Source organism: Acinetobacter tianfuensis (assembly GCF_003611465.1).
GTDB lineage: Bacteria > Pseudomonadota > Gammaproteobacteria > Pseudomonadales > Moraxellaceae > Acinetobacter > Acinetobacter tianfuensis.
In genome coordinates, this window is record NZ_RAXV01000035.1 from 17,086 (window position 1) to 42,424 (window position 25,339).

Genomic DNA, 25,339 nt, shown 5'->3' on the forward strand with positions numbered 1-25,339 from the left:
TGGCATTAAAAAAACAGCCCTCTTTTAATCGTCAACTTCTTTGGCTACGCCTATTAAGGCAAATGAGCCTATGCATTTTATAAAAATTTGTTGGAATTTATCATTTATTTATATGAACGCATACTTATCTGCACGATTAGTTCTGCTATGCTAAAAGCCCATAAAATCAAGCACGGATTATCCACATGAGCGTGACTATTGGTACCCCGCTACAATCTTCAGCTTTCAAAGTATTACTCTTAGGCTCAGGCGAGTTGGGTAAAGAAGTTGTTATTTCACTGCAGCGCCTAGGCGTAGAAGTGCATGCAGCTGACCGTTACGATCATGCGCCAGCGATGCAAGTTGCGCACTATTCACACACCCTGAATATGGCTGACCCTGCTGAGCTGAAACAGCTGATTGACCGCATCAAACCGAATTTAGTTGTACCGGAAATTGAAGCCATTGCAACGCAGGTATTAGTTGAACTTGAAGATGCTGGCGCTGTCACCATTATTCCTTCCGCTAAAGCTGTTAATTTAACAATGAACCGTGAGGGTATCCGCCGTTTAGCCGCGGAAGAACTAGGCCTGCCAACCTCAGCATACCGTTTTGCAGACTCACTGGACTCTTTCCGCGCTGCCTGCGACGACATCGGCTATCCAAACTTCGTGAAACCTGTGATGTCATCATCAGGTAAAGGACAATCCCGCGTTAAAGGTTTTAATGAAGTCGATGCCGCTTGGGAATATGCGCAAACCGGCGGCCGTGTAAATCAAGGCAAAGTGATTGTGGAATCACAAATTGATTTCGACTTTGAAATTACCTTATTGACTGTACGCGCTAAAAATGCGGAAACTGGTGAAATCGAAACCTCGTATTGTGACCCTATTGGCCACCGCCAAGACTCAGGCGACTATGTAGAAAGCTGGCAGCCTCAAGCCATGACACCTGCTGCGCTCGATGAGTCTAAACGTATTTCGCATAAAGTCACTGCAGCGCTTGGCGGATGCGGAATCTTTGGCGTAGAACTATTTGTCAAAGGTGACAAAGTATGGTTTAGTGAAGTATCTCCTCGCCCGCATGATACTGGCCTTGTGACTCTAGCCTCTCAATTTCAAAGTGAATTTGAGCTGCATGCCCGCGCTATTTTAGGCTTGCCTGTAAATACCGCTCGCCACAGCATGGCTGCCAGCGCTGTTATTTATGCAGGTGTAGATAACTCAAACTTATCATTTTCTGGCTTAAATCTTGCTTTGACAAATCCGAACACAGATTTACGCTTATTTGGCAAACCAGAAGGTTTTAAACGCCGCCGCATGGGTGTTGCGACAGCACGTGCTGAAACAACAGATCAAGCGCGCGAACTGGCAGCCCAAGCTGCACAGCAAGTCAGTGTTCATCAAAACTAAGCTTGTAACAAACAACGGACCCTGTTCATGATCAATACTCTTCCACTGCTCGATTACGCTCAAAGCAGCCACGATATTAAAGCAATTAACCAATGGCGCACCGATGTTGAAAATCAGCTGCAGGAAAGTTTTGAACAGGGTCTATCTATACGCGAGATCATTTTAACGCGCTCAAATATGATTGATGAGGCGCTGATTTTTCTATGGAAACATGCTGAACTGGAGAACAGTAATTTAGGCCTATTTGCCGTAGGCGGTTACGGCCGCCGTGAAATGCTGCCATATTCAGATGTCGACATTATGATTTTGGCGGAAGAAGAAATTACGGCAGATCAAGAAAAACTCATTTCCACCTTTATTTCATCATTATGGGATGTCGGCAACTTCAAGCCCGGCATCAGCGTACGCACTATCGCAGATTGTGTTGCTCAAGCCGCAGCCGACTTAACGGTTGCAACAGCGCTGATTGAAGCGCGCTTAATTACCGGCAATCAGCAGCTCATAAAATGGCCCCGCCGCATTGTGTCTCAAACATGGACCGATAAAACCTTTTACGATGCAAAAATGCTCGAACAGGAAAAACGCTATGCGCAGCACAACCACACAGAAAGCAACCTAGAACCAGATATTAAAAATGCACCCGGCGGCATTCGCGACATTAATCAAATTGGCTGGATTGCCAAACGCCATTTCCGTGTAAACCGTATTTATGATTTAGTTCATCTAGGTTTTATTTCCGAATTTGAATTGGGCGTACTTGAGGAAGCCGAAAGCTTTCTTTGGGAAATCCGCCACCACCTGCACCGCTTAACCAAACGCGATGAAAATCGTCTGCTGTTTGACTATCAGCGGGATATTGCTGCTTTATTCGGTTATCAGCGCGAAGAAAATAAATCGCCAAATTACCCAATTGAGCAGTTCATGAAACGCTACTACCGCAATGCGCAGCAAGTTTCTACCCTAAATGAAATGCTGCTCTCATACTTTAACGAATCTGTCATTGCACCGCGCTTACCGAACTACGAACGTAAAATCGAAGAAATCAACGAAAATTTCAAATTAGTCGACGGAAAACTAGCTGTACAGCATCATAAAATTTTCTCTGAAAACCCAAGCGCCATTTTAGAAATTTTCTATATTTTGGCCAACCGCCCAGAAATCGAAGGCATCCGCGCACGCACGCTTCGCCTGCTGACTTTAGCGGCTAAACGCATAGATCAAGACTTCCGCAATAATCCTGCGCATCAAGCTTTATTTATGGCTATTATCCGCTCGCCATACCGCCTATACGACACTTTAGTTGCCATGAAGCGCTATGGCGTGCTGGGCAATTACATTCCCGCCTTTGGCCAAATCATTGGTTTAATGCAATATGACCTCTTCCACATCTATACTGTAGATGCGCACACATTGCTGCTGATCCGCAATTTAAACCGCTTTAAAGAGCCTGAGTTTGCAAAAGATTTCCCTGTAGTCAGCTCAGTTTTCCAGCGCTTAGCGCGCCGTGATATTGTCTATTTAGCTGCTATTTTCCATGATATTGCCAAAGGCCGAGGCGGTGACCACAGTGAACTTGGCGCATCTGATGCGATCAAATTCTGCCTGACGCACGGTTTTACAGAACGCGAAGCCAATATGGTCGCATGGCTGGTTAAAAGCCACCTGCTCATGTCTGTAACATCTCAGAAAAAAGATATTTCAGACCCGGATGTTGTGAAATGCTTTGCAGAAACCATGGGGGATATGGAGCATCTGGATTATCTATACGCCCTTACTGTTGCAGATATTAACGCGACCAACCCTAAACTTTGGAATACATGGCGCGCATCACTTATGCGCCAGCTGTACACCCAAGCGCGTGATGTCATCCGCTCAGGCCTTGACCGTCCAGTAGACTATCAAATGCTGATTGAAGACACTAAATTTGCAGCCAGCGAACTGCTGGTCGAGGATTTTGCATTAAATCAAGTCGAACAAGTCTGGCAGGAACTGGGAGATGAGTATTTTATCAAAGAATCTGCCGATGAGATTGCATGGCATACCCGCGCTATTTTACAGCATGGCGATAACCCCGAACCGCTGGTGCTGATGCGCGCACACCGTAAATTTGCCCAAGATGCCGTACAAATCTTTATTTATACTCAAGATCAGCCAAACTTATTTGCAACAACTGTTGCCGTTTTAGACCGTATGAATTTAGACGTGCAAGATGCACGCATTATTACCGCGGTGAAAGCTTTCAGCTTAGACACTTATGTTGTACTTGACCGTTTTGGCACCCTCTTGACAGACCCAGAACGCGAACACACTGTAAAAGAAGCCTTGGTTAAAGCTTTAAATCAGGCGGATAAATACCCTGGCTTAATGCAGCGCCGTATTCCACGCCAATTGCGGCACTTTGACATTGAGAACACCGTTACTGTAACGCTGAATGAAGCCCTGCAGCAAAACATGGTCGAAATTGCGACATTGGACCACCCTGGCCTGCTCGCGAAAGTCGGCGGCTTATTTATGATGCAAGGTCTAGACATTCACTCTGCAAAAATCGCCACTTTAGGCGAACGTGCAGAAGATATTTTCTTTGTGACAAAAAAAGATGGCAAACCTATGAATTTTGCTGAAGCAAAAACATTTGCAGAACAATTAAAATCTGCACTTGATGAAGCCTCCAGCCAAGTCTGCAGCCATCACTAACTTAATTTAACCGGTAAACGTTTCATGAACTCAAGTCTGTCTTTATTGCACCCTTATCCATTTGAAAAGCTAAATAAACTTTTTACGGATATTCAACCTGCAGATTTACCTTTGATTCCGCTTTCAATTGGCGAACCAAAACATGCAGCGCCTGAGTTCGTGAAACAAGCAATTATTGACAACTTCCAGCACCTTTCGACTTATCCAAACTCAAAAGGCCTGCCTGAACTGCGCAGCAGCATTGCAAACTGGCTGACACAGCGCTTTAAGCTGAATAGCATTAGTGCGGATAGCAATATTTTGCCGGTTTCAGGAACACGCGAAGCAATTTTTTCATTTGTGCAAGCTTTGGTAAACCGTGAAGATGCGCCTTATGTTGTGATGCCTAATCCGTTCTATCAAATTTATGAAGGTGCGGCGCTGCTTGCAGGCGCAAAACCATACTTCATTAACTGCACAGAAGAAAATAACTATTTAGGCGACTTTGATGCAGTCCCTGCCGAAATTTGGGAAAAAACAGCATTGCTGTTTGTCTGTACACCGGGCAATCCAACAGGCGCTGTACTGTCTAAAGAACAGTTCAAAAAGCTGATTGCGCTATCTGATCAATATAGTTTTGTCATTGCATCCGATGAATGCTATTCAGAACTTTGGTTTGAAAATGCGCCTGCCGGTTTACTTGAGGTTTGCGCTGAAATAGGACGTGATGACTACAAAAACTGCGTGGTCTTCCACTCATTGTCTAAGCGTTCTAATCTGCCGGGTATGCGCTCTGGCTTCGTTGCTGGCGATGCTGCGCTGTTAAAACCATATTTGCAATACCGTACATATCACGGCGCTGCAATGCCGGTTCAGCATCAATTGGCCTCTATTGCAGCATGGGACGATGAAACTCACGTAGAAGAAAACCGCCGTTTATACCGCGCTAAGTTTGAATTATTCCAAAATGAATTAGGCCATTTACTGCCTTTAAAAAAACCGGATGCAGGTTTCTACTACTGGCTTAAAGTTGATAATGATGAAACTTTTGCCAAAATGCTGATGGAAAAAGCGCATATTAAAGTGCTTCCTGGCCGCTACCTGTCGCGTGAAACCCAACAAGGCAACCCAGGTGAAAATCATGTACGTCTTGCCTTAGTCGCAGACTTAGCGCAATGCGAACAAGCAATTCAGCGCCTAAAAGCCATCTTATAAAACTATACAGCAGCAAACCTAAAAAATGCCCTGATCATCAGGGCATTTTTTATACTTGAAATAATGTTTCAATCACGATGGGCTGTTTAAATTAAATTCATGAACCAATGTATAGCGCATCGTTTTTTCCACCAACGGCAATGACTGTAAAACAGCATTTTGCAAGGCATCATGCACTTTTTGATCCACACGTACCGAACCAGAACTGCGTAATGTTTTCGACTGCAGAATCACCCCTGAGCCAGCCTCGACGGTCATTTCCACTTTAATCGGCTGGCGGTATGCACGGTAATCTTCGGCATTTACTTTAAAATACGGCGCAATCCGCCAAGTGACTTCATACTGCCGTTTAGCAATTTTAGGATCTATCACATAAGGCGCTGTATCCAGTTTATATTCAGCGACAGGTGTTTTCAGCAGCTTCAAAAGCTCATCGTCCTGCACACCTGCCAATGCTGCAGGTGAAATCATGCTAAATAAAATCAATACTGCCGCAGACTGCCTTTTACTCACAAACCTCTACTCCCTCAGAAAAAGTAAAGGCGCTATTCGCGCCTTTACTTTTGATAATGACGCATCTTGCACAGTTACACCAAAGCTGCTCCCAAGGCCTTTTCAATATCAGCCTGCAAGTCTTCAGGTTTAGTTGTCGGTGCGTAGCGGTTAATCACCGTTCCATCTCTACCAATAAGAAACTTAGTAAAGTTCCACTTAATGCCATTCCCTAAAATACCCTTGGAATTATTGGTTAAGTAGCGGAAAATCACATGAGCCTCTGGGCCTTTCACATTAACCTTAGCAAACATGGGGAAATCAACCCCATAGTTTTTTTGGCAAAATGAACCGATCTGATCATTTGAACCTGGGTCTTGACCGCCAAACTGGTTGCATGGAAAACCCAGCACCAGCAGCCCCTGATCTTTATAATCCTGATACAATTTTTCCAGTCCAGCAAACTGCGGCGTAAAACCGCATTTACTTGCGGTATTTACAATTAAAAGCACCTTGCCCTCATAGTCGGCAAACGATTTTATTTTTCCATCTAACAATTCTGCTTCAAACTGATAAATGCTTGTCATGGATATGTTTCCTCATCATTTTTTTCTTGTGTTTTTAGGTCTAAGGAAGCCGAATTTACGCAATAGCGCAAACCTGTCGGCTCTGGGCCATCAGGAAAAACATGCCCTAAATGTGCGTCACAATGATGACAAACAATTTCAGTTCTGACCATACCGTGTGTCGTGTCCTGATGCTCTTCAATAACCATGCCATTTACAGGGCGGGTAAAGCTCGGCCAGCCGCAGCCGCTGTCAAATTTTGATTCAGATGTAAATAAAGGTTCACCGCAGCAGCGGCAGACATATACACCCTCTTGCTTCGTATTCCAATATTTACCAGTAAAAGCAGGCTCCGTGCCCTTTTGACGCGTAATGCGAAACTCTTCTGGCGACAGCTCTCTTTGCCACTCTCTATCTGTTTTATTGAGTTTTCCCATAGTGACGTCCCTTTATATTGTGCTATTTAAAATAGGATAATCCTATATTTACGTCATTCAATCTTAAAATTCTAGTGTTTATTCTACAAATTACAAAAGATATATAATGTCCAGAAAAGCAAAAAGTAAGCAAATAAAAACCCGCACGTAAGCAAATTTTAAATTTAATGCTTTTTTGTAAGCAAATTTAGTGATAGGCTTAAGCCAACTCTTGCTCAGGATTAAAAAATGTCGCAGAAAAAGAGCGTGATTTTTAAAAATCTGCTGCCGGTAATTAAACAATATCAGCAGGCAGGGTTTACGCATGAAAAAATAGTTGCTTTACTTAAAGATGAACATCATCTCGATTTAGTAACAACAGAGACATTTAAAAGTTATTTATACCGCTATGCAAAAGTAACCCCCACTCTTTCCGAGAATATTAAAATGCCGAACACTATCCTCACCCCACGCGAAATTAAGAAATCGTCTAAGCTCGAGCATGTATGCTACGACATTCGCGGGCCAGTGTTGCGAGCGGCCAACGAGATGGAAGAAGCGGGACATAAAATTATTAAGCTGAATATTGGCAACCCAGCGCCATTCGGCTTTGAAGCGCCGCAAGAAATTATTAATGATGTTGCTTTAAACCTGCCGAATGCAGTCGGCTACACCGACTCAAAAGGTATTTTTCCTGCACGTAAAGCCATTTGCCAATATTACCAGCAAAAAGGCATCTTAAATATGCATGTCAATGATGTATATGTCGGCAATGGTGTTTCTGAACTGATTGTTATGGCAATGCAAGGCTTACTGGATGACGGTGATGAAATGCTGGTGCCGATGCCTGATTATCCGCTTTGGACAGCTGCAGTTAACCTGTCTGGCGGCAATGCAATTCATTACAAATGCGACGAAGAGAACCACTGGTATCCTGACATTGCAGATATGGAAAGCAAAATCACGCCAAATACCCGCGGTATTGTGATTATCAATCCGAACAATCCGACGGGCGCTGTTTACCCGCGCCATGTTTTAGAGCAAATCGTCGCTTTGGCTAAAAAATACGATTTAATTCTTTTTGCAGACGAAATTTACGACAAAATCGTATATGACGGTATCGAACACGTTTCTGTCGCTGCGCTTGCTGGTGACCAATTGTGTATTTCATTTAATGGCTTGTCTAAAGCCTACCGTATTGCGGGTTACCGTTCAGGCTGGATGGCGATTACAGGCGACAAGTCACGCGCTCTAGATTACATTGAAGGTTTGGACATGCTTGCATCTATGCGCCTATGCGCCAACCATCAAGCGCAATATGCCATTCAAACTGCATTAGGCGGCTATCAATCGATTAATGATTTAATTCGCCCAGGCGGCCGCCTATACGAACAGCGCAATATTGCTTGGGAAATGCTGAATGACATCCCTGGTGTTTCATGCGTGAAGCCTGAAGGCGCAATGTACTGCTTCCCCAAACTGGATCCTGAAATCTATCCAATTCAGGATGATGAAAAATTCATGCTGGATTTCCTAAAAGCAGAAAAAGTATTGCTGGTACAAGGCACAGGCTTTAACTGGCCTACACCAGATCATTTCCGTGTGGTGTTCTTGCCTGCAGAAAATGAACTCCGTGAGGCAATTAGCCGTTTAGGTCGCTTCTTGGCAAAAATGCGTTAATCTGAATACAGCTAAAAAAACCGTGCCTTTGTACGGTTTTTTTAGCTGTATCAGACATATCTGACCCAATACACAATGACGCATCATTTCCACAGCTCTGCCCAACTCATTATTTAATGCGCTTAGACTTTAGTTTAAATCCTCAAAAACTTAGGACTTATGACTGTTAATAAAAAATCAGCCATGTTAATTTTTGACCGATTATAAAAATGCTGAACAATGAATGCCTGCTTCACGTACCTTATTAAGCCTATTTTTATGCCTTTGCATGTGCTTAGGTATTGGTATTTTGCGTTTCTCATATACAGCGCTGCTGCCTTCTACCCGTGAAGCTTTTGGCTGGACAGCACAATTTGCCAGCATACTGGGCAGCGCAAACTTATTAGGCTATTTAATTGGCGCGTTTTGGGCCATGAAATTACCGCAAAGCCGCACAATGGCTGTCTATATTCAACTGGCAGCATTTGCAGGCATGCTGAGCCTGCTAAGCTGCGCTTTCTCTGAATTTGCAGCCCAGTGGTATATTGTTTGGCGGGTCATTTCAGGAATCAGCGGCGGCTTAATCATGATTTTAGCGCCCAGTATTGTAGCTCAATGCTCAGAGCTGAAGGACCGTTTTAAAATCAATTTTATCGGCTTTAGCGGCATTGGTATTGGCGTATTGCTCGCCACACTTTTTCTGCCTTACTTAGACCAGATTTCCATTCAGAGCGCTTGGCTGATTTTAACTGCATTTGCTCTTATCATCAGCCTCTGCCTAAGCCATTTCTTAAAAACACTTAAGCCCTTGCTCTGTGCGCAGCCTATTCAGCACACCAACAAAGTTACATTGAACCTGATGTATTTCAGCCTCATTTTTGTCTATGGCTGCAGTGCATTTGCCTATGTGCCGCACTCTCTCTTCTGGATTGATTATTTAACGCAGGTGCTGAAATTAGATTTATTCTGGATGAATCTAAACTGGATTTTATATGGTTTAGGCAGTGCTTTAGGTGCATTCAGCGCGTATTGCTTAGCGCAAAAACTTGGCAATATTCAGACCCTAAAACTGCTATACAGCATTTATGTAGTGGCCATTTTTAGCGCCGTTTTCAGCCATAATGCTATCTTTACCTTTCTTTCATCCTTCCTTACTGGCTTGCTGAATCCTGCAGTTGTATTTTTAACCTCCTATACCATTTTGCAGCTTTATGGCACGGCTTATAAAAAACTGTGGAGTATTGCGACATTAAGCTTTGCCGCCATACAGCTGATTGGCGGGCTGAGTTTTAGCGCATTACAGCATTTGGGCGTAAATTATCATCAACAGTTTAGTATTGCAGCTATGGTGCTGCTTGCAGGAACGCTGCAGCTGTTTTGGATTAGCAAGCGCAAAGTCCAGCATGCTGCACAATAAATTTGCCCTATAATGATATATAAGAGCTGACGGTTTTCAAAAGTATTTTGGGCTGAGGATAAATAAATGACTTATATCATTGCTATTGCTGTAATTATATTTATTCTTCACTACTATTTGCCCAATAATCCTTCAAGCGGGATTTCCGAATATATCCTCTATTTAATCATGAGTATTTTAGTTATTATTACACTTCGTGCTCTGAGATATGCAAATTAGTCACTCGAATTCCAACAATCCAAATAATGCCTTTAATGCAGAAAAAGAGAAATATATAAATTATTATATCCCTCAAAACTCTACCGATGTATTCATGCAGAATCTCCTGCTTGTATCTTAAGAGAAAATTCTACTTTTAGATCCTTTTATTTTTAGGGGGGATTACCCGGTCAGTTATTTTTTAAACTACGTTTTAAATGACAAAAATTTATTTATCAGTGTCTCAATTAATGCTTATCCGTTATCTGAGAGCGCAACGATTCTACCTTACGGCAATGTAAAAGTTAGTCGTGAAGGAAAAGTTTTAAGGACTGCCAAATAACCGTAGGCAAAGGAATGTGGAGTACTGATAAAAAGAAAGCGCCACATGGAAATTGCAATATCACCTTACCGGAACCAAACCTGCAACTCGTTGAGGCTGAATTAACATTGGGATACACAGTAAAACCAGCGGACAGTGTGGGATATGCAACTCCTATTCCTCCATATAAAAAATATACTTTTAAACTAAATTCAGCAGCTAAGCGTATAAACTAATGAAAAAAATAGTATTCCCATTATTACTCTTCATCCTTCCTCTCACAGCTTGTAACAGTTCAAGTGAAACAGAAACCCGCACACAAAGCTCAACAGCCAGAACTGATGCCAAACTCTCTCAAGAAAGTAAAGAAATTATAAATGAATACAATCAGATATTCATTAAATCTCAACATGAGCCAGCCCCCCAAAATATCAATCAGAAGCTAAAAGACATTCTTCCTAAAATTTCTCAAATTAACTCAGAGAAAGAACGAAATAATCTTTCACTAAATATCAATATGAGACTTGGTAATTATGCTGAAGCCTATGCTATTACAAATAAAATTTTAGCAATAAAAGAAACAGCTAACATGAAAAATTTTCAATGTTTACTCATTGAAGTTTTAAAGAAACCTAAAAATGAGATTGAAGGCTGTTATTTATACAGTGCCAATTTATATAAAAAACAGTTAGATAATATGACTAAAGATGATCCTTATTACGATCAAACAGAATGGGCATACTATGCAAGTCTGCTTCACGCCAATAAAACTGAATATAAATCTAAATTAAGACAGCTTGCAGACTCAAAATCTGCTGAAGATAAACAAACTTATGAAACAATGTATGAGATAGAAACAACCCCTGATGGCAGGAAGTCAATCTTAGATAATTACAAGCCCTAAATGTATGACCAAACTAACCAGCCTAAAGCTGGTTTTTTTATCTTATCAAAAGAGATAAACCCATACCGCACATGCAACGCTGCCAACCCGTATTTCACATCCATCCTTGATCCATCAGCGTCCTATTTTCTGTCACCATTTCTGCTTCATACCGATTCGACGCACAAAATTCTATGCTCTTATCAAGTCAGGCGAAATTAAGCAGCCAATTCATCAATCTGAAAAAGATGAGTTTTGGCATAAGTCATATGTGAAAAATAAGGTTGAAGAATATAAATCTCAAACCTGATACAATAGTCCGCAAACCAGTGGGCTTTTTCATGCCTTTCCGCTGCCACTTTGAGATAAATGGGTAACGATGCGGGTAATATAGCAGCCACTCCAAATATTCTCTTTATTTATCAGTACCTTTAGATGAAAATTGTTATTCTAAATAAGCCCTATGACGTGCTCTCCCAATTCCGTAAAGACGAAGCACACATGACGATGTCTGACTTCGTAGATGACCCGACATTACGTCTAGCTGGTCGCTTGGATATGGATTCTGAAGGCTTAGTGTTTTTGACCGATCATGGCGGCTTAAACCAGTACATCACTAACCCTGCAAATAAGAAATACAAAACTTATTTGGTTCAAGTCGAAGGTGATGTCACTGAGGAAGCGCTTGAACAGCTGCGTAAAGGGGTTGAACTGAAAGATGGCATGACATTGCCAGCCAAAGCGATCAAAGTTGAACAGCCTGAATGGCTATGGGATCGAGATCCTCCTGTACGCTTCCGTGCATCTGTACCAACCTCTTGGATTGAAATTCAAATTTGTGAAGGCCGCAACCGTCAAGTACGCCGTATGACTGCCGCTGTAGGCTTCCCTACTTTGCGTTTAATCCGTACACGTATTGGTGCTATTGACTTAGTGCAGCTCGGCTTACGGCCGGGTGATACCAAAGAAATTGAACCTCTGCTTTACCCTGACTTCCAAAATATACCTGCTGAAGAACCTTATCGTTCGCGTTCTTATGTGAAAAAACCAGGCGGTACTGGCGGTAAGCCAATGGTCCGTAAAAATAAAGATGGTTCTGTGAAAAAATCAGGTACTAAACGTATTTGGCAAATGGATGACAGTGAGAAACCAAAGCGCCGTACCAACGGTACGACTCGCCCTAACACTAAAGCGCCTCGCGGCCGCGGACGAAATGGCCGTTAATATCTGCATATAATTTAAAAAGCTCACTCTGGTGGGCTTTTTTATTATTTTTCTAGATTTCAAAATAAGCTTACACAACAGATAAAAACTTATTGCAAAACTCTCATTTTTTTTGCGGCCTGCACCGCCTTCATACGCGAATTCACTTCCAGTTTTTGATAAATATTCTTTATATGAACTTGTACTGTAAATTTGGAAATACATAAGTCCGCGGCGATTTCTAGATTACTCATGCCCGCAGCAACACATGAAAGCACTTCAGCCTCTCTTGAGGATAAAGGACTGAGTTTATTTATTTCAAAAATTTGATCCTCCATATCCTGTTTTTTAAATTCTCTTAATATCTTTTTTGCAATAAAAGGATCAATGATCGCACCGCCTTTCAAAATTGCCTGTATAGAAAACATCAATTCAAAATCATCTTTTTCTTTCAAAACATAGCCTGTTGCGCCGACATGCAAGGCCTGATAAATAACCTCGAGCGTATTCCATGAAGAAAGCACCATAATTGGTATTTTACTTGCTCTCTCATCCCGAATATTTTGAATAAAATCTATGCCGTTGCCATCAGGCAGACTTAAATCTACCAACATAAACTCCACGGAATTTGATTGGCAAATATTTTTTGCAAACGCAATTGTTTGAGCAAAAAATATATCATTCTCCATATAGCCTATTTTTTCTAGTATTTTTGCAATTCTCAACTGATGAACAGGGTCATCCTCTAGAACAAGCATCGGTTTGAGTAAGCTGCAATTTAAATTGAGCACTTTTTATCATCCAATCAACCTTTTTAATTTTTAATTTTTAATTTTTAGGCCTATTAAAACTATCACTGTAATTGGTTATTTTTTAAATATTTTTTTTAATCAAGAATCATAAATAGATAAATCTGTGACAGATATCCTATTGTAAACATCCAAATTCGTTTGGTTTTACCGCAGAAAGATCCCTACTTTTTGCATTGTATTCAGAGTTTTAGACACTCTAATGTTTAACATCTGCTCAATAAAACTCACTGCCATACTTAAAGTTTGGTATTACATAAATCTAAATTCCATGATCAAAGTATATGCGGATAAATACCTAAAAGTAGGTATGTACCTTAAATTCAAAATGAATACATTGAAGCAAACAATTCTGGACTTTGATCAATGAAAAAACACATCGCTCTCATTGGCAGCATTTGCCTGTTCAGTATATTTAACTCAGCCTATGCTGCTCCATTATGTACTGTTTCGGGTAATACAGGAACTGTTAACCTGCGCCAGGGTAATACTGGTGTAATAACGACTAAAGTAAATTTTAAAAATTGCACCCAACGGGTTCGCCCAAGTTTCGAATGGTTAAATAAAAATGGACAATACGGTGCTTTTTATTTAAACAACAAACCAGACACATACATTCCAGTAGGTTTTAATAATCGTATGGGTGGGACTTGGGATGGAACTTATCCTGTTGCTGGAGCAAGCACATCAGCATCAAGTGGAACATATAATTTCGACACCTATTTTGGCAGCTCATCCGCTTCAAAAAATTTAGAGCTGTATACGCAAATATCAATATCTAATTTTGACAATCTGCAGAATTATCTTCCAGGTACATACCATACATCCATGATATTCAGCGTGAATACCTTCTGACTTATATATCGTTCCTACAGTTTATTAAAACTGATCCTTATTTATTGAAAAAAAAGTTTCTTCATTTTTTTAAATACCTACTTTGGGTTATTTATAAAAAACCATTCAATTTTAAACTAAACCCTATACTCCATTACCTTTAAATATATTTTTTACTCACATCAGGAAATTCAAAATTTATGAATTCTTTACTCAAACTGTCCAGCGCTTTACTACTCAGCAGTTCTGCATTCTGTACTTATGCTGCAAACCAAAGCGTAACTGTCAACTACACACTGACTATTCCACCCAGCTGTACTTTAAGCAGTACCACACCTGTCATCAACAAAACCTTACCGGTGGATGGCACCAATGTTGATGCAGATTTCAGCATCAAATGCAATGTCGCTTATATGCTGGACATAAAATCTGCCAATAGTACAGGGGCAAATACTTCAGTGGTAAGACATAAAGACAATACCAGCTCCACCATCCCTTACAATATCAGTGTAACAGGAGGAAGAACTCCTGTTGTAGTCAATGGCACTCCTTCAACTGTACCAGCTCAAGCTTCAACCACTGATGACAAATATATACTTTCAGCAAAACTTGCATCTGGGTTAACAACACCCAATTATCTGGCTGGTGAATATAAAGATACTGTCACCATTAACATGAATTACTGATTTTTAATCCCGGTATTTTTAGGACTTCATGAAATCCGGCTTTGCTCAAGCTGAACTGGAAGCATTTCCTTTTCAGCTCCGGCTTAGGCTGCCGGCACAAATACATCAAATATTTTTATAAACAATATTTTATGAAAAACAGCTGCCATTTTTAGTTTTATCACCATTGATTCTGTCGTTTTTAACGTGAATAACGTCTGGGGAAATTTTATGCACTCCAAATATAGTAAACACTTTAGTTTACTTTTAGCGTCCGCATGCCTGTTCAATATGCCTGCTCATGCAAATATATCTATTTTCCCAGTCAAGTTATTTATCAGCGGCGACAAGGGACAGCGCAGTACTACAACACATCTGATTTCAAGCAGTGATGAGAAATCCAAAAGTTACGAAGTCAGTGTGTTCCGATGGACTCAGGATGCTTCAGGTCAGGATGTATTAACACCTGATACAGAGCTGATGGTCAATCCACAGTCTTTTGTGCTTGAAGCGGATACACGACGTATGATTCGCATGGGCTTCACACAACCTGTTTCAGCCATGCAATTAAAAGAAGAAGCCGCCTGGAGAGTGGTTTTTAATCCTCTTCCAGATGCAGAAAAAGCTCAAGGGGTCAGATTTGCCTATGGCTTTAATATTCCATTGTTTGCAGGCAACGGTTTTCAGCCCGATATGTCATTTAAACTGACAAAAAATGCGCAGCATGAACCTGTTCTGCTGGCAAAAAATGCTGGAACAGCACATTTCCAGATTGCTGAATTTACAGTGCAAAACACTACAGGCAAAACACTCTACAGCAGTAACGAACTTAAGTATGTGCTGCCGCATAAGCAAGCTCAGTTTAACCTGAAAAATTTTACTGTACCTGCTGGTACTCCGCTGAAACTGGTCACAAAAACACCTGACTCAAGAACCTTGAGTTTTGACATTGTGGAGGAACAGTAATGGTCATTCGAAAATTAAAAAACACAGTCATCGCGCCTTCCGTTGTACTGCTGTTTGTGTGCTGCTTTCAGAGCGCTGCCATTGCTGCCGAACCGACTATTCCAACTCAGCTTAACTCTGAAAATTCTTCGGGTACTGAAAATATGATCACTGGACTCTGGATCAACGGTATAGACCTTAAACAGGATGCTCTGGTTCTTAAAAAAAAGAATCAGCTCTTCGTTGAATGTGCCATCCTGAAAGCCGGTTTTGTCAATATTTCTGTATTTTCTTTCCTGAACGACAAAAATATTCAGTACTGCTTAATTGACCGTCCTGATATTGGTATTGAAGTCGATGAAAAATCACAACTGCTGAAACTCAGCATACCCGCTCAATACCTGCAAGGTCAGAAGTTACAGACGCTACAGGCACCAAAACTGGAATTCCCTGGTCTTGGGGGTTTTATAAACTACAATACCTATTTTCAGGATGGCGATTACAACAAGCAGCTGAGTGCATCTACAGACCTGAACATTTTCTGGAAGAACATGCTGTTCAACAGTGGACATCTATTCCAGAAAGACTATGAAAACAATCAAGACTCCGGTTTTCAGAGTAGCCGCTTAAACACATCTTTAAGTTTTGAGTTTCCTGAAAACATGACCACTCTGAAACTGGGAGATAACATCAGTACCTATACAGGACTGAATCAATCCTTTTACTTCGGTGGCTTAAGCTTCGGCACCAATTTCACTGGCAGATCAGGTTTTACTTACTGGAACACGCCTTCCATCCAGGGCAGTGCCCTCACTCAATCCAGTGTTGACTTAATTATTAATGGTGCACAGGCATATAGTGGCAGAGTCAACCCAGGACAGTTCAGTATAGACAGTAATATTGGTTTTAATGGACTGGGCAGTGCTGACGTAATTGTTAAAGATGTGCTGGGCAACACCAAAGTTCAGAGCATGGATATTTTTGTGAATCAGCGTCTGCTGCGTCCAGGCCTCACAGACTACAACCTGTCAGCAGGTAAACTGCGTTATAACTATGCTTTTGACGACGAAGACTACCGCAACTGGTTTAGCAGCGCTTATGTCCGGCACGGTATCAGTAAATACACCACGCTAGGCGCCGTTGCTGACTACAGTAAATCACTGGAAAGCGCCGGGCTGCTGTGGAGTCAGTATCTGTATAAAATGGGTTTACTGGAAATCAATTCTGCATACAGCCGTGTAGATGACTGGGGACTGGATGGCTATACCGTCAATGCAGAATTCAAACGCGATTTACAGGATTACAGCATAGGTCTGCGTTCACAGTACTATAGCGAAGACTTCCGCATGCTGGGCCTCGATGACTACACAACAGGGTATCTGCCTAAACAGGAACATCAGGTCTACCTGTCAAAATATAACATTCCAGTGCTGAACAATCTTTCTTTAAGCTATGTTGAACGAAATTACAGACCGGCCACACAAACCGATCAGAAAATTTTCAACTTAAGAACAAGCAGACATATAGCTCGTGGGCTGTATGGCAGTCTTGGCATTTCTTACGATGCTGTAAGCAAGGACAATGCAAGTTTTGACCTTATGCTGAGCTATACATTTAACGACAGCAGAAAATCAGCGAGCTTTTCTCAGCGTGATGAACATGAAACCAGTCTGCAGTTCAGTCACAGCACCTATGAAAATACAGGCATGGACTACAGCATTGGAGCAAGCCGTTCAGATGATGTGTATTCAGGAAACCTGTCCACACGCATGAAAACAAATGTGGGAGAACTTGGTCTGCAGTATCTGCAAACCGACAACTGTCAGTACTATTCAGCAAACTATATGGGTTCACTGGTCTGGCTGGGGAACAGATTTGACTTGAGTAAGTACATTTATAACAGTTTCTCCCTGATCCGTATTGAAGGTTCACCAGATATAGATATTTACAGTAATGGTTCTGTTATTGGCAAGACTGATAAAAACGGGGAAATCTTCAGCTACAACTTGCATGGATATGCTCAAAACACTATTGGTTTCAATGAAGATCAATTATCTGTAGAACGCAATATCAATGAAACTTATCGCAGTATTACCCCCATGAATCAACGTGGTTACATCATTGAGTTTAAACTGCCAGAACAGCAAAAAAACCGTGATGTCAGTTTCAGATTTATAGATTCAAATCAGCAATCAATTAAAAAAGGCAGCATTGTCAACTTTATTTCTGAACAGGGTGCAAAATATCCTGTTGGCAGTAATGAGATGATCACCGTTTTTGGTTTAACCGACAAATACTACCCTATTGAAATCCAGACTGAAGATTTTGTCTGTAAGAGTGAATTTAATCTGAATGCTGAAACGCAGACTGACAAGCCTGTAACGCTGATCTGTCAGTAATTTAGATCAATTTAGCCATGCCCATGAAGATGGGCACAATTTAAAGAGCCTTTCTTTTCCCTCCTTCCTGTTCTTATCAGATTCAGGCAGGAGGAAAACTGAATATATGTCACAAAATTGCAAACCGAATTTCATTCAAAAATGACCTGATCGAAAGTCGCTTATCCCAAAATTCTGTTCCCTGCTTTTACTCTGCTCTCTGCATTTCTATAATATTCTTCACCAGCAATGCTGTTTTTTCAGGCTGCTCCAGCGGGAACATATGCCCGCCTTTCACCAGGCTGTAATCAATTTTATAAATTTTCTGTACATTCTGCGGAAAGCCCTGCTTATAAAAGGGACTGCTGTCTGCGGTAATTAAATGCACTGGCGGCACAGGAGCTTTGCCTGGTGTCCGCCACCACCATGCTGGCACGGTTCTGAAAATTTCAGCTTCCATATTTTTCGGTATTCGCAGCGTCACTCCGTCGCCCGACTGTGCAGGAACAAGCCCTGACTGAATAAAATCCTGAAAACAGGTTTCATCAAAATTACGGAATAAACTGTTATTGCGCATGGAGCGATAAGCCTGCTCTTTGCTTTCCCAGAAATCAGTGCGTTTCAGCGTAATACCCGCTGGCGTCAGTTTATCTACAGCCTTCAGCTTAAGTTTCTGTGCACACTGTAACAGTATTGATTTTTTGCTCACCACAAATGGCGGGTCCATAATCACCAGCTGTGAAAACAGCTCTGGACGTTTGTAGGCACACATTAAGGTCAGCAGTGAACCAAATGAATGACCAAGACCAACAACCTTTTTGCCTGAAAATTGGTGCTCTATATCATGTATAACCTGATCTACAAGAAACCTCCAGTCATGTGTGACAGGATAATCTGGGTGCATGCCAATCAGCGGAATATATTTCAGATCAAAATCATCTTTCAGAAATCCGAAAAATTTTTGATAGCTGTCGCCAGGAATACCATTTGCGTGAGTAAAATGAAGCGGGGTTTTCTCTGTTTTTATTCCAGACATTCTGATATCCATTTTCAGTTTTTCTGTTTCAATTTTCTGCTCTTTCAGCGAATGAAGTATAGCCTTGTTCAGCTCATAAAAAAGTACCCTAAAGTGCATTTTTATATCTGAGGCTCTCAAATAAAGTGCAGCAGAGATTAACTTATTGGAAGAAAGCAATTGGATACATGTCATCTCGCATCTTGATATTCAATGAAATCTCAAACCAATCACTTCTTATGCTTCAGTCAGCCTGTATTGAACCTGCCGCTTCATAGAGCAGAATAAAACAAAGCGGAAAGCTCTTGCACAATCCTCGGCCAGCAGAGCAACTGCAAAAGCATTCATGGTCGGCTCATAGAAATTGAGCTTCAGGCTCAGTTTAGTGATCTGAAAACAGATACGAGTGCAGGCAAGAAACACAGAAATCTTTGGTGTCTATTGCAGATCGGAAAATGGATTATCTTTAGCTGAAAAAAACAACTCACGCAAGGCTGTAGAGGTTTGCCAAGCCGCAATCAACCTATTGAATCTGGTTAAAATCAGCTAAAAACAATGACAGCAGATTAAGCTGAGGAGTTCAGTTTGCATGAGCATACTGCAATAGAATTAGATATAGACTGGTATTTCGCTGATTCTTATATAGTGCTTGGCAATGCAGTACAAATGAAAAAGGCTGTGATTTAAATAACGATACAAATGCATATGTTTCAGACATCACTCAACGCTTGAATCATCAGTCAAGAAAAAGATTCGGCCTTAAAAGTCAGCGTCAGGTATTATGGCGACAGCATGGTGATGCACTTCAAATGTAAATCTACGAAATAAAATAAAGCTGTATTTTACAGACAGATAGCATGAACGAACTGCAATCATTCAGTCGCATTAACCATATATTTACTGTACATTGATAAACCGAGTGAATTTTTCAGTTTGCAGTATCTCTGCATAATTACACTTAGCCAATAAAAAGCGTGAGCGCTGTCATGATAATAAGAGGGACAACATGAGCAATAGCACAAATCCAGAAGAGTTTATTTTAAACATTTACGACACACTTGTTCGCGACTGGAATCCCATGGCGCTGGATAATCCATCAGAGGCCCAAAACACTTATGACAGCTATATCGACGGTATTTTAGATATATTGGCGGAAGAGGAAAATGCTTCTGCACACAAAATTGCGGCCTACCTTGTACGTATAGAACGTGACTATTTAGACCTTAATCCTAATCCGCAGCGCGCTACAGCAAGCGCTGAAAAAATCTGGCAGCACTTTATGCAGTTCGCTCACTGAGACGAACAATGCGTTTTATCGATACGTTTAATGCAGCCGAATCTGAAAGGCATATTTCTTTAGACCTGTATCAGCCCTTAGAACTTCAAATCAAGGCGCTGGCACATCAGATTCGCTTATACGAACCCGAAATTATTGTGGCTTCAGATGCAGAAGCCGATTTAGTATTAGCCGCGCTGCCACACTTAGCCTGCTGTGCCGCCGTTTTAGAACAGCCGCTGCTTAGGCATGTCAAACCTGAACAGCTGCAGGCGCAGCATCATATTCATATCCGCCTGCGCACACCCCACCCTATGTTTCAGCTACTTGCTGAAAAGTTTTTTGTCATTGATACAGAAGACGAAAGCTTAGAGTATTCCGTGCAGCACTTGCTGAATACCTACATGATTGAACCGTTCGATTAAGCTAGACTTGCAGTAACGGCTTTGCAGAAAAAAGCACCCGAAGGTGCTTTTTTCATTAGATCATTCTATTTTATGGTTTAACAACAACCATCACTTGAATCGCTTCTGGCGTAACCGATAAGCCATCAAGCAAGCTTAACCCCTCTTTTTGCAGTTTTTGCAAACGTGCAATTTCGTCTTCACGAATGCTTGGGTTAAATTGCTTCAAGTAAGTTAAGCGGTCAATTTCATACTGCCATTTTCCGCCATACACTTCTTTTGCCTGTTGCTTAAAGCCCGGCAATGCAGCTTTTGCAATTTCCAACGCTTGGTTATAACGGCCTTCAATCACATCACGGCGCGCTTTAACCACTTGGCGGCAGCTATTGCCATCTAAATGATGTAAATACGGCTTCAAAATTTCAGGTGCAATTTTTTGCGATAAATCCTGACCTTTTTCACTTAACAGCACACGTACCAGCTGCTGCGGCAAGCTTGACGGCAAGTTCAATGCTTTCGGCGCAATGACATCCACCTTAAACCAAACTTCTATCAGCACTGAACCTTGCTGCAATGCAGCGGATTTCAATACAGCAACGTTGGTGCTGCCGAAACCTTGCGTATTGATCATTTCCATCACGCTTTCTGTGAATGGATGCTCTAGCGTCAAGTACTGCGCATCTTCACGCAACTGCGCTTGGTCACGGTAGAACGTTGCTGTCATGCCTTCTTCATCCAATGTCAGGCCTTGCACCTGCATTTGATCCGTCGGCTTAATAATGACTGTACCGTTGCTTTGCTCGTCAAAGTCAATATTTGTAGACGCCATAAAGCGCTTCATGAACATTGGCAAAGTCGTGTTGTCATCATAGCTTTCTAAAGCCTGTACAATTTCCTGCGCCACAACTGGACGGCATGAGTTGTATTCAAGCAGACGGTCACGGCCAGCTTGCAGCTCAGCTTCCAAAGCTTCACGCTGTACAGACACTTCTTCAAGCAAATCTTCAAACTGCTGCCCCATATCAGTCAGCAAACAATCTTTTAAGTTTACAATGAAGTTTTCTTGCAGCGTTTGCGCTGTAGGTGAAATATTGCAGAAAATATTCAGTGCTTCGTTATACCAGCGGAACATACGCTCTTGCGCAGTACCCACTAAATAAGGCACATGAATTTGAATACGGTTTTCTTGGCCAATACGGTCTAAACGGCCAATACGCTGCTCTAAAACGTCTGGGTTCGCCGGCAAGTCAAATAACACGAGGTCAGAGGCAAATTGGAAGTTACGGCCTTCAGAACCAATTTCTGAACACAGTAAAATTTGCGCGCCATATGACTCTTCAGCAAAGTAAGCTGCAGCTTGGTCACGCTCAAGCAAACTCATGCCTTCATGGAACATTGCTGTACGGATCCCCGCATGCAGGCGAAGTACATTTTCCAGCGCTTCAACCACTGGACCGCTGCGTGCGATAAGCAACACTTTATTGTGCTTCAATTCTGTGCGCAGCTTTTCCATCAGCCACATCAGACGCGGATCATGTTCCATCCAAGCGCCATCTAATTGCGCTTCTTCTGGCCACATTTGCTCACGCAGCTTACCGTCTTTAGACCAGTTTTCCGGCGCGGGCAATGGTGCTGGCTGGCAGTCACGGCCTGGGAAACCCTGAATTGCTTCACGTGTATTGCGGAATAAAATACGGCCCGTGCCATGACGGTCTAAAATTTCATGAATCGCGCGGAAACGCTGCTCAGGCGTATCTTCAATACGCTGGCCTAACAGCACTTCGACTGCCTCTAAATGCGCAGCTTCAAGCGGCATATCAGACATCAGCACTTCTGCAATTTTTGCAGTCTGCTGATATTGCTCTTCTTCATCTAAGAAACGGTCAAGCGAGTTAAAACGTGAAGGATCCAGCAGACGTAAACGCGCAAAATGGCTTTCTACACCCAACTGCTCTGGTGTTGCTGTTAACAGCAATACACCAGCCGTTTGCTGTGCCAGCTCTTCAATCAGGTCATAACGGTCATTGCCGCCTTCCTCTTCGCTCCACATCAAATGATGCGCTTCATCGACCACCAGCAAGTCAAAACCAGCTTCAAGCGCCTGTTCACGCAAGTCATCATGGTCAATCATCAAATCGACAGATGCGATGATACGCTGCTCTGTCAAGAATGGATTTAAATCGGGATCATGTTCTTTAATTGAAGCTGTACGGGTCAAATCAAATAAAGAGAACTCAAGATTGAAACGGCGGCGCATTTCAATCATCCACTGATATTGCAGTGAATCTGGGACTAAAACTAAAATGCGTTCAGAGCGGCCTGTTTTCAGCTGCTGATGAATAATCAGACCCGCTTCAATGGTTTTACCCAAGCCAACTTCATCGGCTAACAATACACGCGGTGCAAAACGCTTACCAACTTCGTGTGCAATATATAACTGATGCGGAATCAGGCCCACACGAGAACCAACTAAACCGCGCAATGGGCTCGCTTTCATATTCGCTTGCATGAGCAAAGCTTCAATACGTAAGTCATACCATTCTTTGTAGTCTACTTGGCTGGCAAGCAGACGGTCTAAAGGTTTAGACAGCTGAATATTGGCGCCAATACGTGTTTCATTCAGCGCTTTACGCTCTTCTGTGCCGTCTTCTAAAGTGCGGATCACGTTATAACGCAGCACACCGTTGCGGTCTTCAACAGATTCTACTGTCCAAGCTGCACCCTCTTGGTCTTGCAGCTCATCGCCAGCATTAAAAACAATACGGGACAAAGGGGCATTATTGCGTGCATATACACGGGTTTCATCGCTTTTTGGAAATAAAATGCTGATTGAACGTTCGTCAACGTCAATAAGGACACCTAAACCAAGCTCTGTTTCTGTATCAGATAACCAACGCTGACCAATAGCAAACTGCTGCAATTTTTCCACCTTTATCTAGAGTTAGGACTGCGATTTTGAGACCCAAACATTGAAGTTTATTTGAGCAAAAAAATGCATCTCTTAGCAATATATTTTGACATAAAGCCCACTAAAATGTGAGCGAAATAACCGATATTTTTCAGACATTAAAACGGCACAGGACAATTAAACTCAACGTCTTGCTCAGTTTTAGGATGTTTAAAGCTTAATTGCGCTGCATGCAGGCATAAACGAGCAGACAGCGCCTGCTGTTCAGGGCTTGCATATAGGGTATCCCCAATGATTGGATGACCTAAATACTGCATGTGCACCCGAAGCTGATGCGAACGCCCTGTAATTGGAGTCAAGATCATCCGCGTCACAGGAGAGCCGTCAATTTCAAATTGTTCAGCAGCTTTCCAGTACGTTAATGCGGGCTTATTGTGTGATGGCGCAGCAATATGCAAAGGCGGATGCTCTGGATCGTAAATCACAGGGACATCTACAGTGCCTTCACCATGCAAATGGCCTGCCACAATAGCTTGATATGTTTTGGAGGTCTGACGTTCTTGGAACTGACGGGAGATGCGGTTTTGACCCAATTTAGAAAGTGCAAAAACCAAGATGCCTGATGTATCGCGGTCTAAGCGGTGAATCAGCAAAGTTCTTGGTTCTGCTTGGAGTAAGCGATTGATTAGACAGTCCTGCAAATCTGCAGTTTTTCCTGGTACTGTGAGCAAGCCTGCAGGCTTATGTATCACCATAAAATCTTCATCACGATGAATCAAATGTTCTGCTAGAAAATTATTCAATGTTCAATCCAGGCCAATCGCGAAAACAAGGGCGCAATGATAGAAAGCTTAAGCAAGAATTACAATGCGCAAAGTCTGAATTGGTGATGATTTTTCCTATTTTATAAAAAAATATTTTCGATTTGCTGAAATTTAATTTTCAGGCATCAAAATTTGCAGCAATTCGGCTGCAGTTGCATGCTGCCAAAAACTTTCATAGGTAATATTTGCACCATTGGCACGCCATAGTCCAACTAGACTGACCATGGCCACAGAGTCTAAGCCATAGCTGCGTAAATCGGTTAATGGATCAATTTCTAAGGCATCCATATCCAGCTGTTCTGCAATTGCTAATAATATGCCTTTTGCCGATAAAACAAATTCTGCAGGCGCTGATAGATTCCAAAGCCGCATTAAACTGTAGCTATTCATATGATGAATGCCTTGCTCTGAAATTGCATCCACCCATTGAATATGCTGTTCCTGAGTATTCAGCACAACTGCATCGTCTATCACACAGATTTGTTCAGTTACGCTGTATAGATGCGGCAAAATCTGTTTCAGCATAGGCGTTATTTGCCCGGCAAAGATCAGCTGCGGATGTGTAGTTGCATATTCACCGAGCTGCTGCATGCCTTGAAGCAAATCATCACCATATAAATCAACAATTGGAATCTCTAAGGCTTTGGCTTTATTGGTCAGCTGGATAATATTTTCCATTAATTGTGTATCTTGTACGCCCTGCTGCATACGTAAGTTTTGCAGTCCTACTAATACCAATACAGACTGCTCAGATGACAGCTGCCATTTCGATTGAGATGGTGCAAATTGGATTTTTTTGGGCATAGCGTAAAGCATAGGAGGCTCGGCACAATACTCACGTTAGAA

The 25,339-nt window shown here is 41.9% G+C and carries 22 protein-coding genes; 14 read left to right on the forward strand and 8 right to left on the reverse strand.

Annotation, left to right across the window (positions count from 1 at the left end):
• The first annotated feature begins 176 nt into the window (after nt 1–176).
• Genes purT through dapC form a run of 3 tightly spaced genes read left to right on the forward strand, consistent with a single transcriptional unit; the run spans nt 177 to nt 5,279 of the window.
• Nucleotides 177–1,391: a formate-dependent phosphoribosylglycinamide formyltransferase gene (gene purT / locus D7V32_RS13960; protein ID WP_171407675.1), complete on the forward strand. Its 1,215-nt coding sequence runs from the start codon at nt 177–179 to the stop codon at nt 1,389–1,391.
• 27 nt (nt 1,392–1,418) lie between these two features.
• The gene (gene glnD, locus D7V32_RS13965; RefSeq protein WP_120403450.1) at nt 1,419–4,085 is read left to right on the forward strand and encodes a [protein-PII] uridylyltransferase; all 2,667 of its coding nucleotides are present in this window, start codon (nt 1,419–1,421) and stop codon (nt 4,083–4,085) included.
• A gap of 24 nt (nt 4,086–4,109) precedes the next feature.
• Nucleotides 4,110–5,279, forward strand: a complete 1,170-nt coding sequence (gene dapC, locus D7V32_RS13970) for a succinyldiaminopimelate transaminase (protein WP_120403451.1) — start codon at nt 4,110–4,112, stop codon at nt 5,277–5,279.
• Between the two features lie 72 nt (nt 5,280–5,351).
• On the opposite strand, the gene D7V32_RS13975 is transcribed toward dapC, so the two are convergent.
• From D7V32_RS13975 to msrB, 3 genes are all read right to left on the reverse strand, one after another.
• Nucleotides 5,352–5,792 (reverse strand): hypothetical protein, encoded by a 441-nt coding sequence (locus tag D7V32_RS13975; RefSeq protein ID WP_147394228.1) that lies wholly within the window; start codon nt 5,790–5,792, stop codon nt 5,352–5,354.
• Nucleotides 5,793–5,866: 74 nt separating this feature from the next.
• Nucleotides 5,867–6,358 (reverse strand): glutathione peroxidase, encoded by a 492-nt coding sequence (locus tag D7V32_RS13980; RefSeq protein ID WP_120403453.1) that lies wholly within the window; start codon nt 6,356–6,358, stop codon nt 5,867–5,869.
• Entirely contained in the window at nt 6,355–6,774 is a 420-nt protein-coding gene (gene msrB / locus D7V32_RS13985; RefSeq protein ID WP_120403454.1) for a peptide-methionine (R)-S-oxide reductase MsrB, read from the reverse strand. The genes D7V32_RS13980 and msrB overlap by 4 nt, the downstream gene beginning before the upstream one ends.
• A gap of 228 nt (nt 6,775–7,002) precedes the next feature.
• Between msrB and D7V32_RS13990 the strand changes: the two genes are divergently transcribed.
• From D7V32_RS13990 to D7V32_RS14015, 5 genes are all read left to right on the forward strand, one after another.
• Nucleotides 7,003–8,433, forward strand: coding sequence for a pyridoxal phosphate-dependent aminotransferase (locus D7V32_RS13990; protein WP_120403455.1), 1,431 nt, complete (start codon nt 7,003–7,005; stop codon nt 8,431–8,433).
• A 223-nt stretch (nt 8,434–8,656) separates the two neighbouring features.
• Nucleotides 8,657–9,829: a YbfB/YjiJ family MFS transporter gene (locus D7V32_RS13995; RefSeq protein ID WP_213072554.1), complete on the forward strand. Its 1,173-nt coding sequence runs from the start codon at nt 8,657–8,659 to the stop codon at nt 9,827–9,829.
• A 555-nt stretch (nt 9,830–10,384) separates the two neighbouring features.
• On the forward strand, nt 10,385–10,585 hold the full coding sequence (locus D7V32_RS14000) for a hypothetical protein (RefSeq protein ID WP_120403457.1): 201 nt from the start codon (nt 10,385–10,387) through the stop codon (nt 10,583–10,585).
• Complete coding sequence (locus D7V32_RS14005; RefSeq protein ID WP_120403458.1) at nt 10,585–11,253, forward strand: hypothetical protein; 669 nt, start codon at nt 10,585–10,587, stop codon at nt 11,251–11,253. Before D7V32_RS14000 ends, D7V32_RS14005 begins: the two co-directional genes overlap by 1 nt.
• 414 nt (nt 11,254–11,667) lie before the next feature.
• The gene (locus tag D7V32_RS14015) at nt 11,668–12,456 is read left to right on the forward strand and encodes an rRNA large subunit pseudouridine synthase E (protein WP_120403460.1); all 789 of its coding nucleotides are present in this window, start codon (nt 11,668–11,670) and stop codon (nt 12,454–12,456) included.
• A gap of 89 nt (nt 12,457–12,545) precedes the next feature.
• On the opposite strand, the gene D7V32_RS14020 is transcribed toward D7V32_RS14015, so the two are convergent.
• Nucleotides 12,546–13,226, reverse strand: coding sequence for a response regulator transcription factor (locus D7V32_RS14020; RefSeq protein ID WP_120403461.1), 681 nt, complete (start codon nt 13,224–13,226; stop codon nt 12,546–12,548).
• A 384-nt stretch (nt 13,227–13,610) separates the two neighbouring features.
• On the opposite strand from D7V32_RS14020, the gene D7V32_RS14025 reads away from it, so the two are divergent.
• The 4 genes from D7V32_RS14025 to D7V32_RS14040 all read left to right on the forward strand — a co-directional run bounded on the left by D7V32_RS14025 (nt 13,611) and on the right by D7V32_RS14040 (nt 18,087).
• Nucleotides 13,611–14,099: a hypothetical protein gene (locus D7V32_RS14025; protein WP_120403462.1), complete on the forward strand. Its 489-nt coding sequence runs from the start codon at nt 13,611–13,613 to the stop codon at nt 14,097–14,099.
• 179 nt (nt 14,100–14,278) lie between these two features.
• On the forward strand, nt 14,279–14,764 hold the full coding sequence (locus tag D7V32_RS14030) for a spore coat protein U domain-containing protein (protein ID WP_120403463.1): 486 nt from the start codon (nt 14,279–14,281) through the stop codon (nt 14,762–14,764).
• Nucleotides 14,765–15,034: 270 nt separating this feature from the next.
• Entirely contained in the window at nt 15,035–15,709 is a 675-nt protein-coding gene (locus D7V32_RS14035; protein ID WP_228200222.1) for a fimbrial biogenesis chaperone, read from the forward strand.
• Nucleotides 15,709–18,087, forward strand: coding sequence for a fimbria/pilus outer membrane usher protein (locus tag D7V32_RS14040; RefSeq protein ID WP_120403465.1), 2,379 nt, complete (start codon nt 15,709–15,711; stop codon nt 18,085–18,087). Before D7V32_RS14035 ends, D7V32_RS14040 begins: the two co-directional genes overlap by 1 nt.
• A 187-nt stretch (nt 18,088–18,274) precedes the next feature.
• Here the strand turns inward: D7V32_RS14040 and D7V32_RS14045 are convergent, their stop codons facing one another.
• On the reverse strand, nt 18,275–19,102 hold the full coding sequence (locus tag D7V32_RS14045; RefSeq protein WP_120403475.1) for an alpha/beta hydrolase: 828 nt from the start codon (nt 19,100–19,102) through the stop codon (nt 18,275–18,277).
• 985 nt (nt 19,103–20,087) lie between these two features.
• Between D7V32_RS14045 and D7V32_RS14050 the strand changes: the two genes are divergently transcribed.
• Together D7V32_RS14050 and D7V32_RS14055 are read left to right on the forward strand one after the other, a co-directional pair.
• Complete coding sequence (locus D7V32_RS14050; protein WP_120403466.1) at nt 20,088–20,378, forward strand: hypothetical protein; 291 nt, start codon at nt 20,088–20,090, stop codon at nt 20,376–20,378.
• Between the two features lie 8 nt (nt 20,379–20,386).
• Complete coding sequence (locus D7V32_RS14055; RefSeq protein WP_120403467.1) at nt 20,387–20,782, forward strand: hypothetical protein; 396 nt, start codon at nt 20,387–20,389, stop codon at nt 20,780–20,782.
• 70 nt (nt 20,783–20,852) lie between these two features.
• Here D7V32_RS14055 and rapA read toward each other — a convergent pair whose 3' ends face one another.
• The 3 genes from rapA to D7V32_RS14070 all read right to left on the reverse strand — a co-directional run bounded on the left by rapA (nt 20,853) and on the right by D7V32_RS14070 (nt 25,309).
• On the reverse strand, nt 20,853–23,690 hold the full coding sequence (rapA, locus tag D7V32_RS14060; RefSeq protein WP_120403468.1) for an RNA polymerase-associated protein RapA: 2,838 nt from the start codon (nt 23,688–23,690) through the stop codon (nt 20,853–20,855).
• A 137-nt stretch (nt 23,691–23,827) separates the two neighbouring features.
• The gene (locus tag D7V32_RS14065; RefSeq protein ID WP_120403469.1) at nt 23,828–24,472 is read right to left on the reverse strand and encodes an RluA family pseudouridine synthase; all 645 of its coding nucleotides are present in this window, start codon (nt 24,470–24,472) and stop codon (nt 23,828–23,830) included.
• Nucleotides 24,473–24,604: 132 nt separating this feature from the next.
• On the reverse strand, nt 24,605–25,309 hold the full coding sequence (locus D7V32_RS14070) for a phosphopantetheine-binding protein (RefSeq protein WP_120403470.1): 705 nt from the start codon (nt 25,307–25,309) through the stop codon (nt 24,605–24,607).
• Nucleotides 25,310–25,339 lie beyond the last annotated feature (30 nt).

Excerpts from the sequence above, each read along its gene's own strand:
- glnD (WP_120403450.1), top strand. The coding sequence starts at position 1,419 with ATGATCAATACTCTTCCACTGCTCGATTACGCTCAAAGCAGCCACGAT.
- dapC (WP_120403451.1), top strand. The coding sequence starts at position 4,110 with ATGAACTCAAGTCTGTCTTTATTGCACCCTTATCCATTTGAAAAGCTA.
- D7V32_RS13980 (WP_120403453.1), bottom strand. The coding sequence starts at position 6,358 with ATGACAAGCATTTATCAGTTTGAAGCAGAATTGTTAGATGGAAAAATA.
- msrB (WP_120403454.1), bottom strand. The coding sequence starts at position 6,774 with ATGGGAAAACTCAATAAAACAGATAGAGAGTGGCAAAGAGAGCTGTCG.
- D7V32_RS13990 (WP_120403455.1), top strand. The coding sequence starts at position 7,003 with ATGTCGCAGAAAAAGAGCGTGATTTTTAAAAATCTGCTGCCGGTAATT.
- D7V32_RS13995 (WP_213072554.1), top strand. The coding sequence starts at position 8,657 with ATGCCTGCTTCACGTACCTTATTAAGCCTATTTTTATGCCTTTGCATG.
- D7V32_RS14000 (WP_120403457.1), top strand. The coding sequence starts at position 10,385 with ATGTGGAGTACTGATAAAAAGAAAGCGCCACATGGAAATTGCAATATC.
- D7V32_RS14005 (WP_120403458.1), top strand. The coding sequence starts at position 10,585 with ATGAAAAAAATAGTATTCCCATTATTACTCTTCATCCTTCCTCTCACA.
- D7V32_RS14015 (WP_120403460.1), top strand. The coding sequence starts at position 11,668 with ATGAAAATTGTTATTCTAAATAAGCCCTATGACGTGCTCTCCCAATTC.
- D7V32_RS14025 (WP_120403462.1), top strand. The coding sequence starts at position 13,611 with ATGAAAAAACACATCGCTCTCATTGGCAGCATTTGCCTGTTCAGTATA.
- D7V32_RS14030 (WP_120403463.1), top strand. The coding sequence starts at position 14,279 with ATGAATTCTTTACTCAAACTGTCCAGCGCTTTACTACTCAGCAGTTCT.
- D7V32_RS14035 (WP_228200222.1), top strand. The coding sequence starts at position 15,035 with ATGCCTGCTCATGCAAATATATCTATTTTCCCAGTCAAGTTATTTATC.
- D7V32_RS14040 (WP_120403465.1), top strand. The coding sequence starts at position 15,709 with ATGGTCATTCGAAAATTAAAAAACACAGTCATCGCGCCTTCCGTTGTA.
- D7V32_RS14045 (WP_120403475.1), bottom strand. The coding sequence starts at position 19,102 with ATGTCTGGAATAAAAACAGAGAAAACCCCGCTTCATTTTACTCACGCA.
- D7V32_RS14050 (WP_120403466.1), top strand. The coding sequence starts at position 20,088 with ATGAGCAATAGCACAAATCCAGAAGAGTTTATTTTAAACATTTACGAC.
- D7V32_RS14055 (WP_120403467.1), top strand. The coding sequence starts at position 20,387 with ATGCGTTTTATCGATACGTTTAATGCAGCCGAATCTGAAAGGCATATT.
- D7V32_RS14070 (WP_120403470.1), bottom strand. The coding sequence starts at position 25,309 with ATGCTTTACGCTATGCCCAAAAAAATCCAATTTGCACCATCTCAATCG.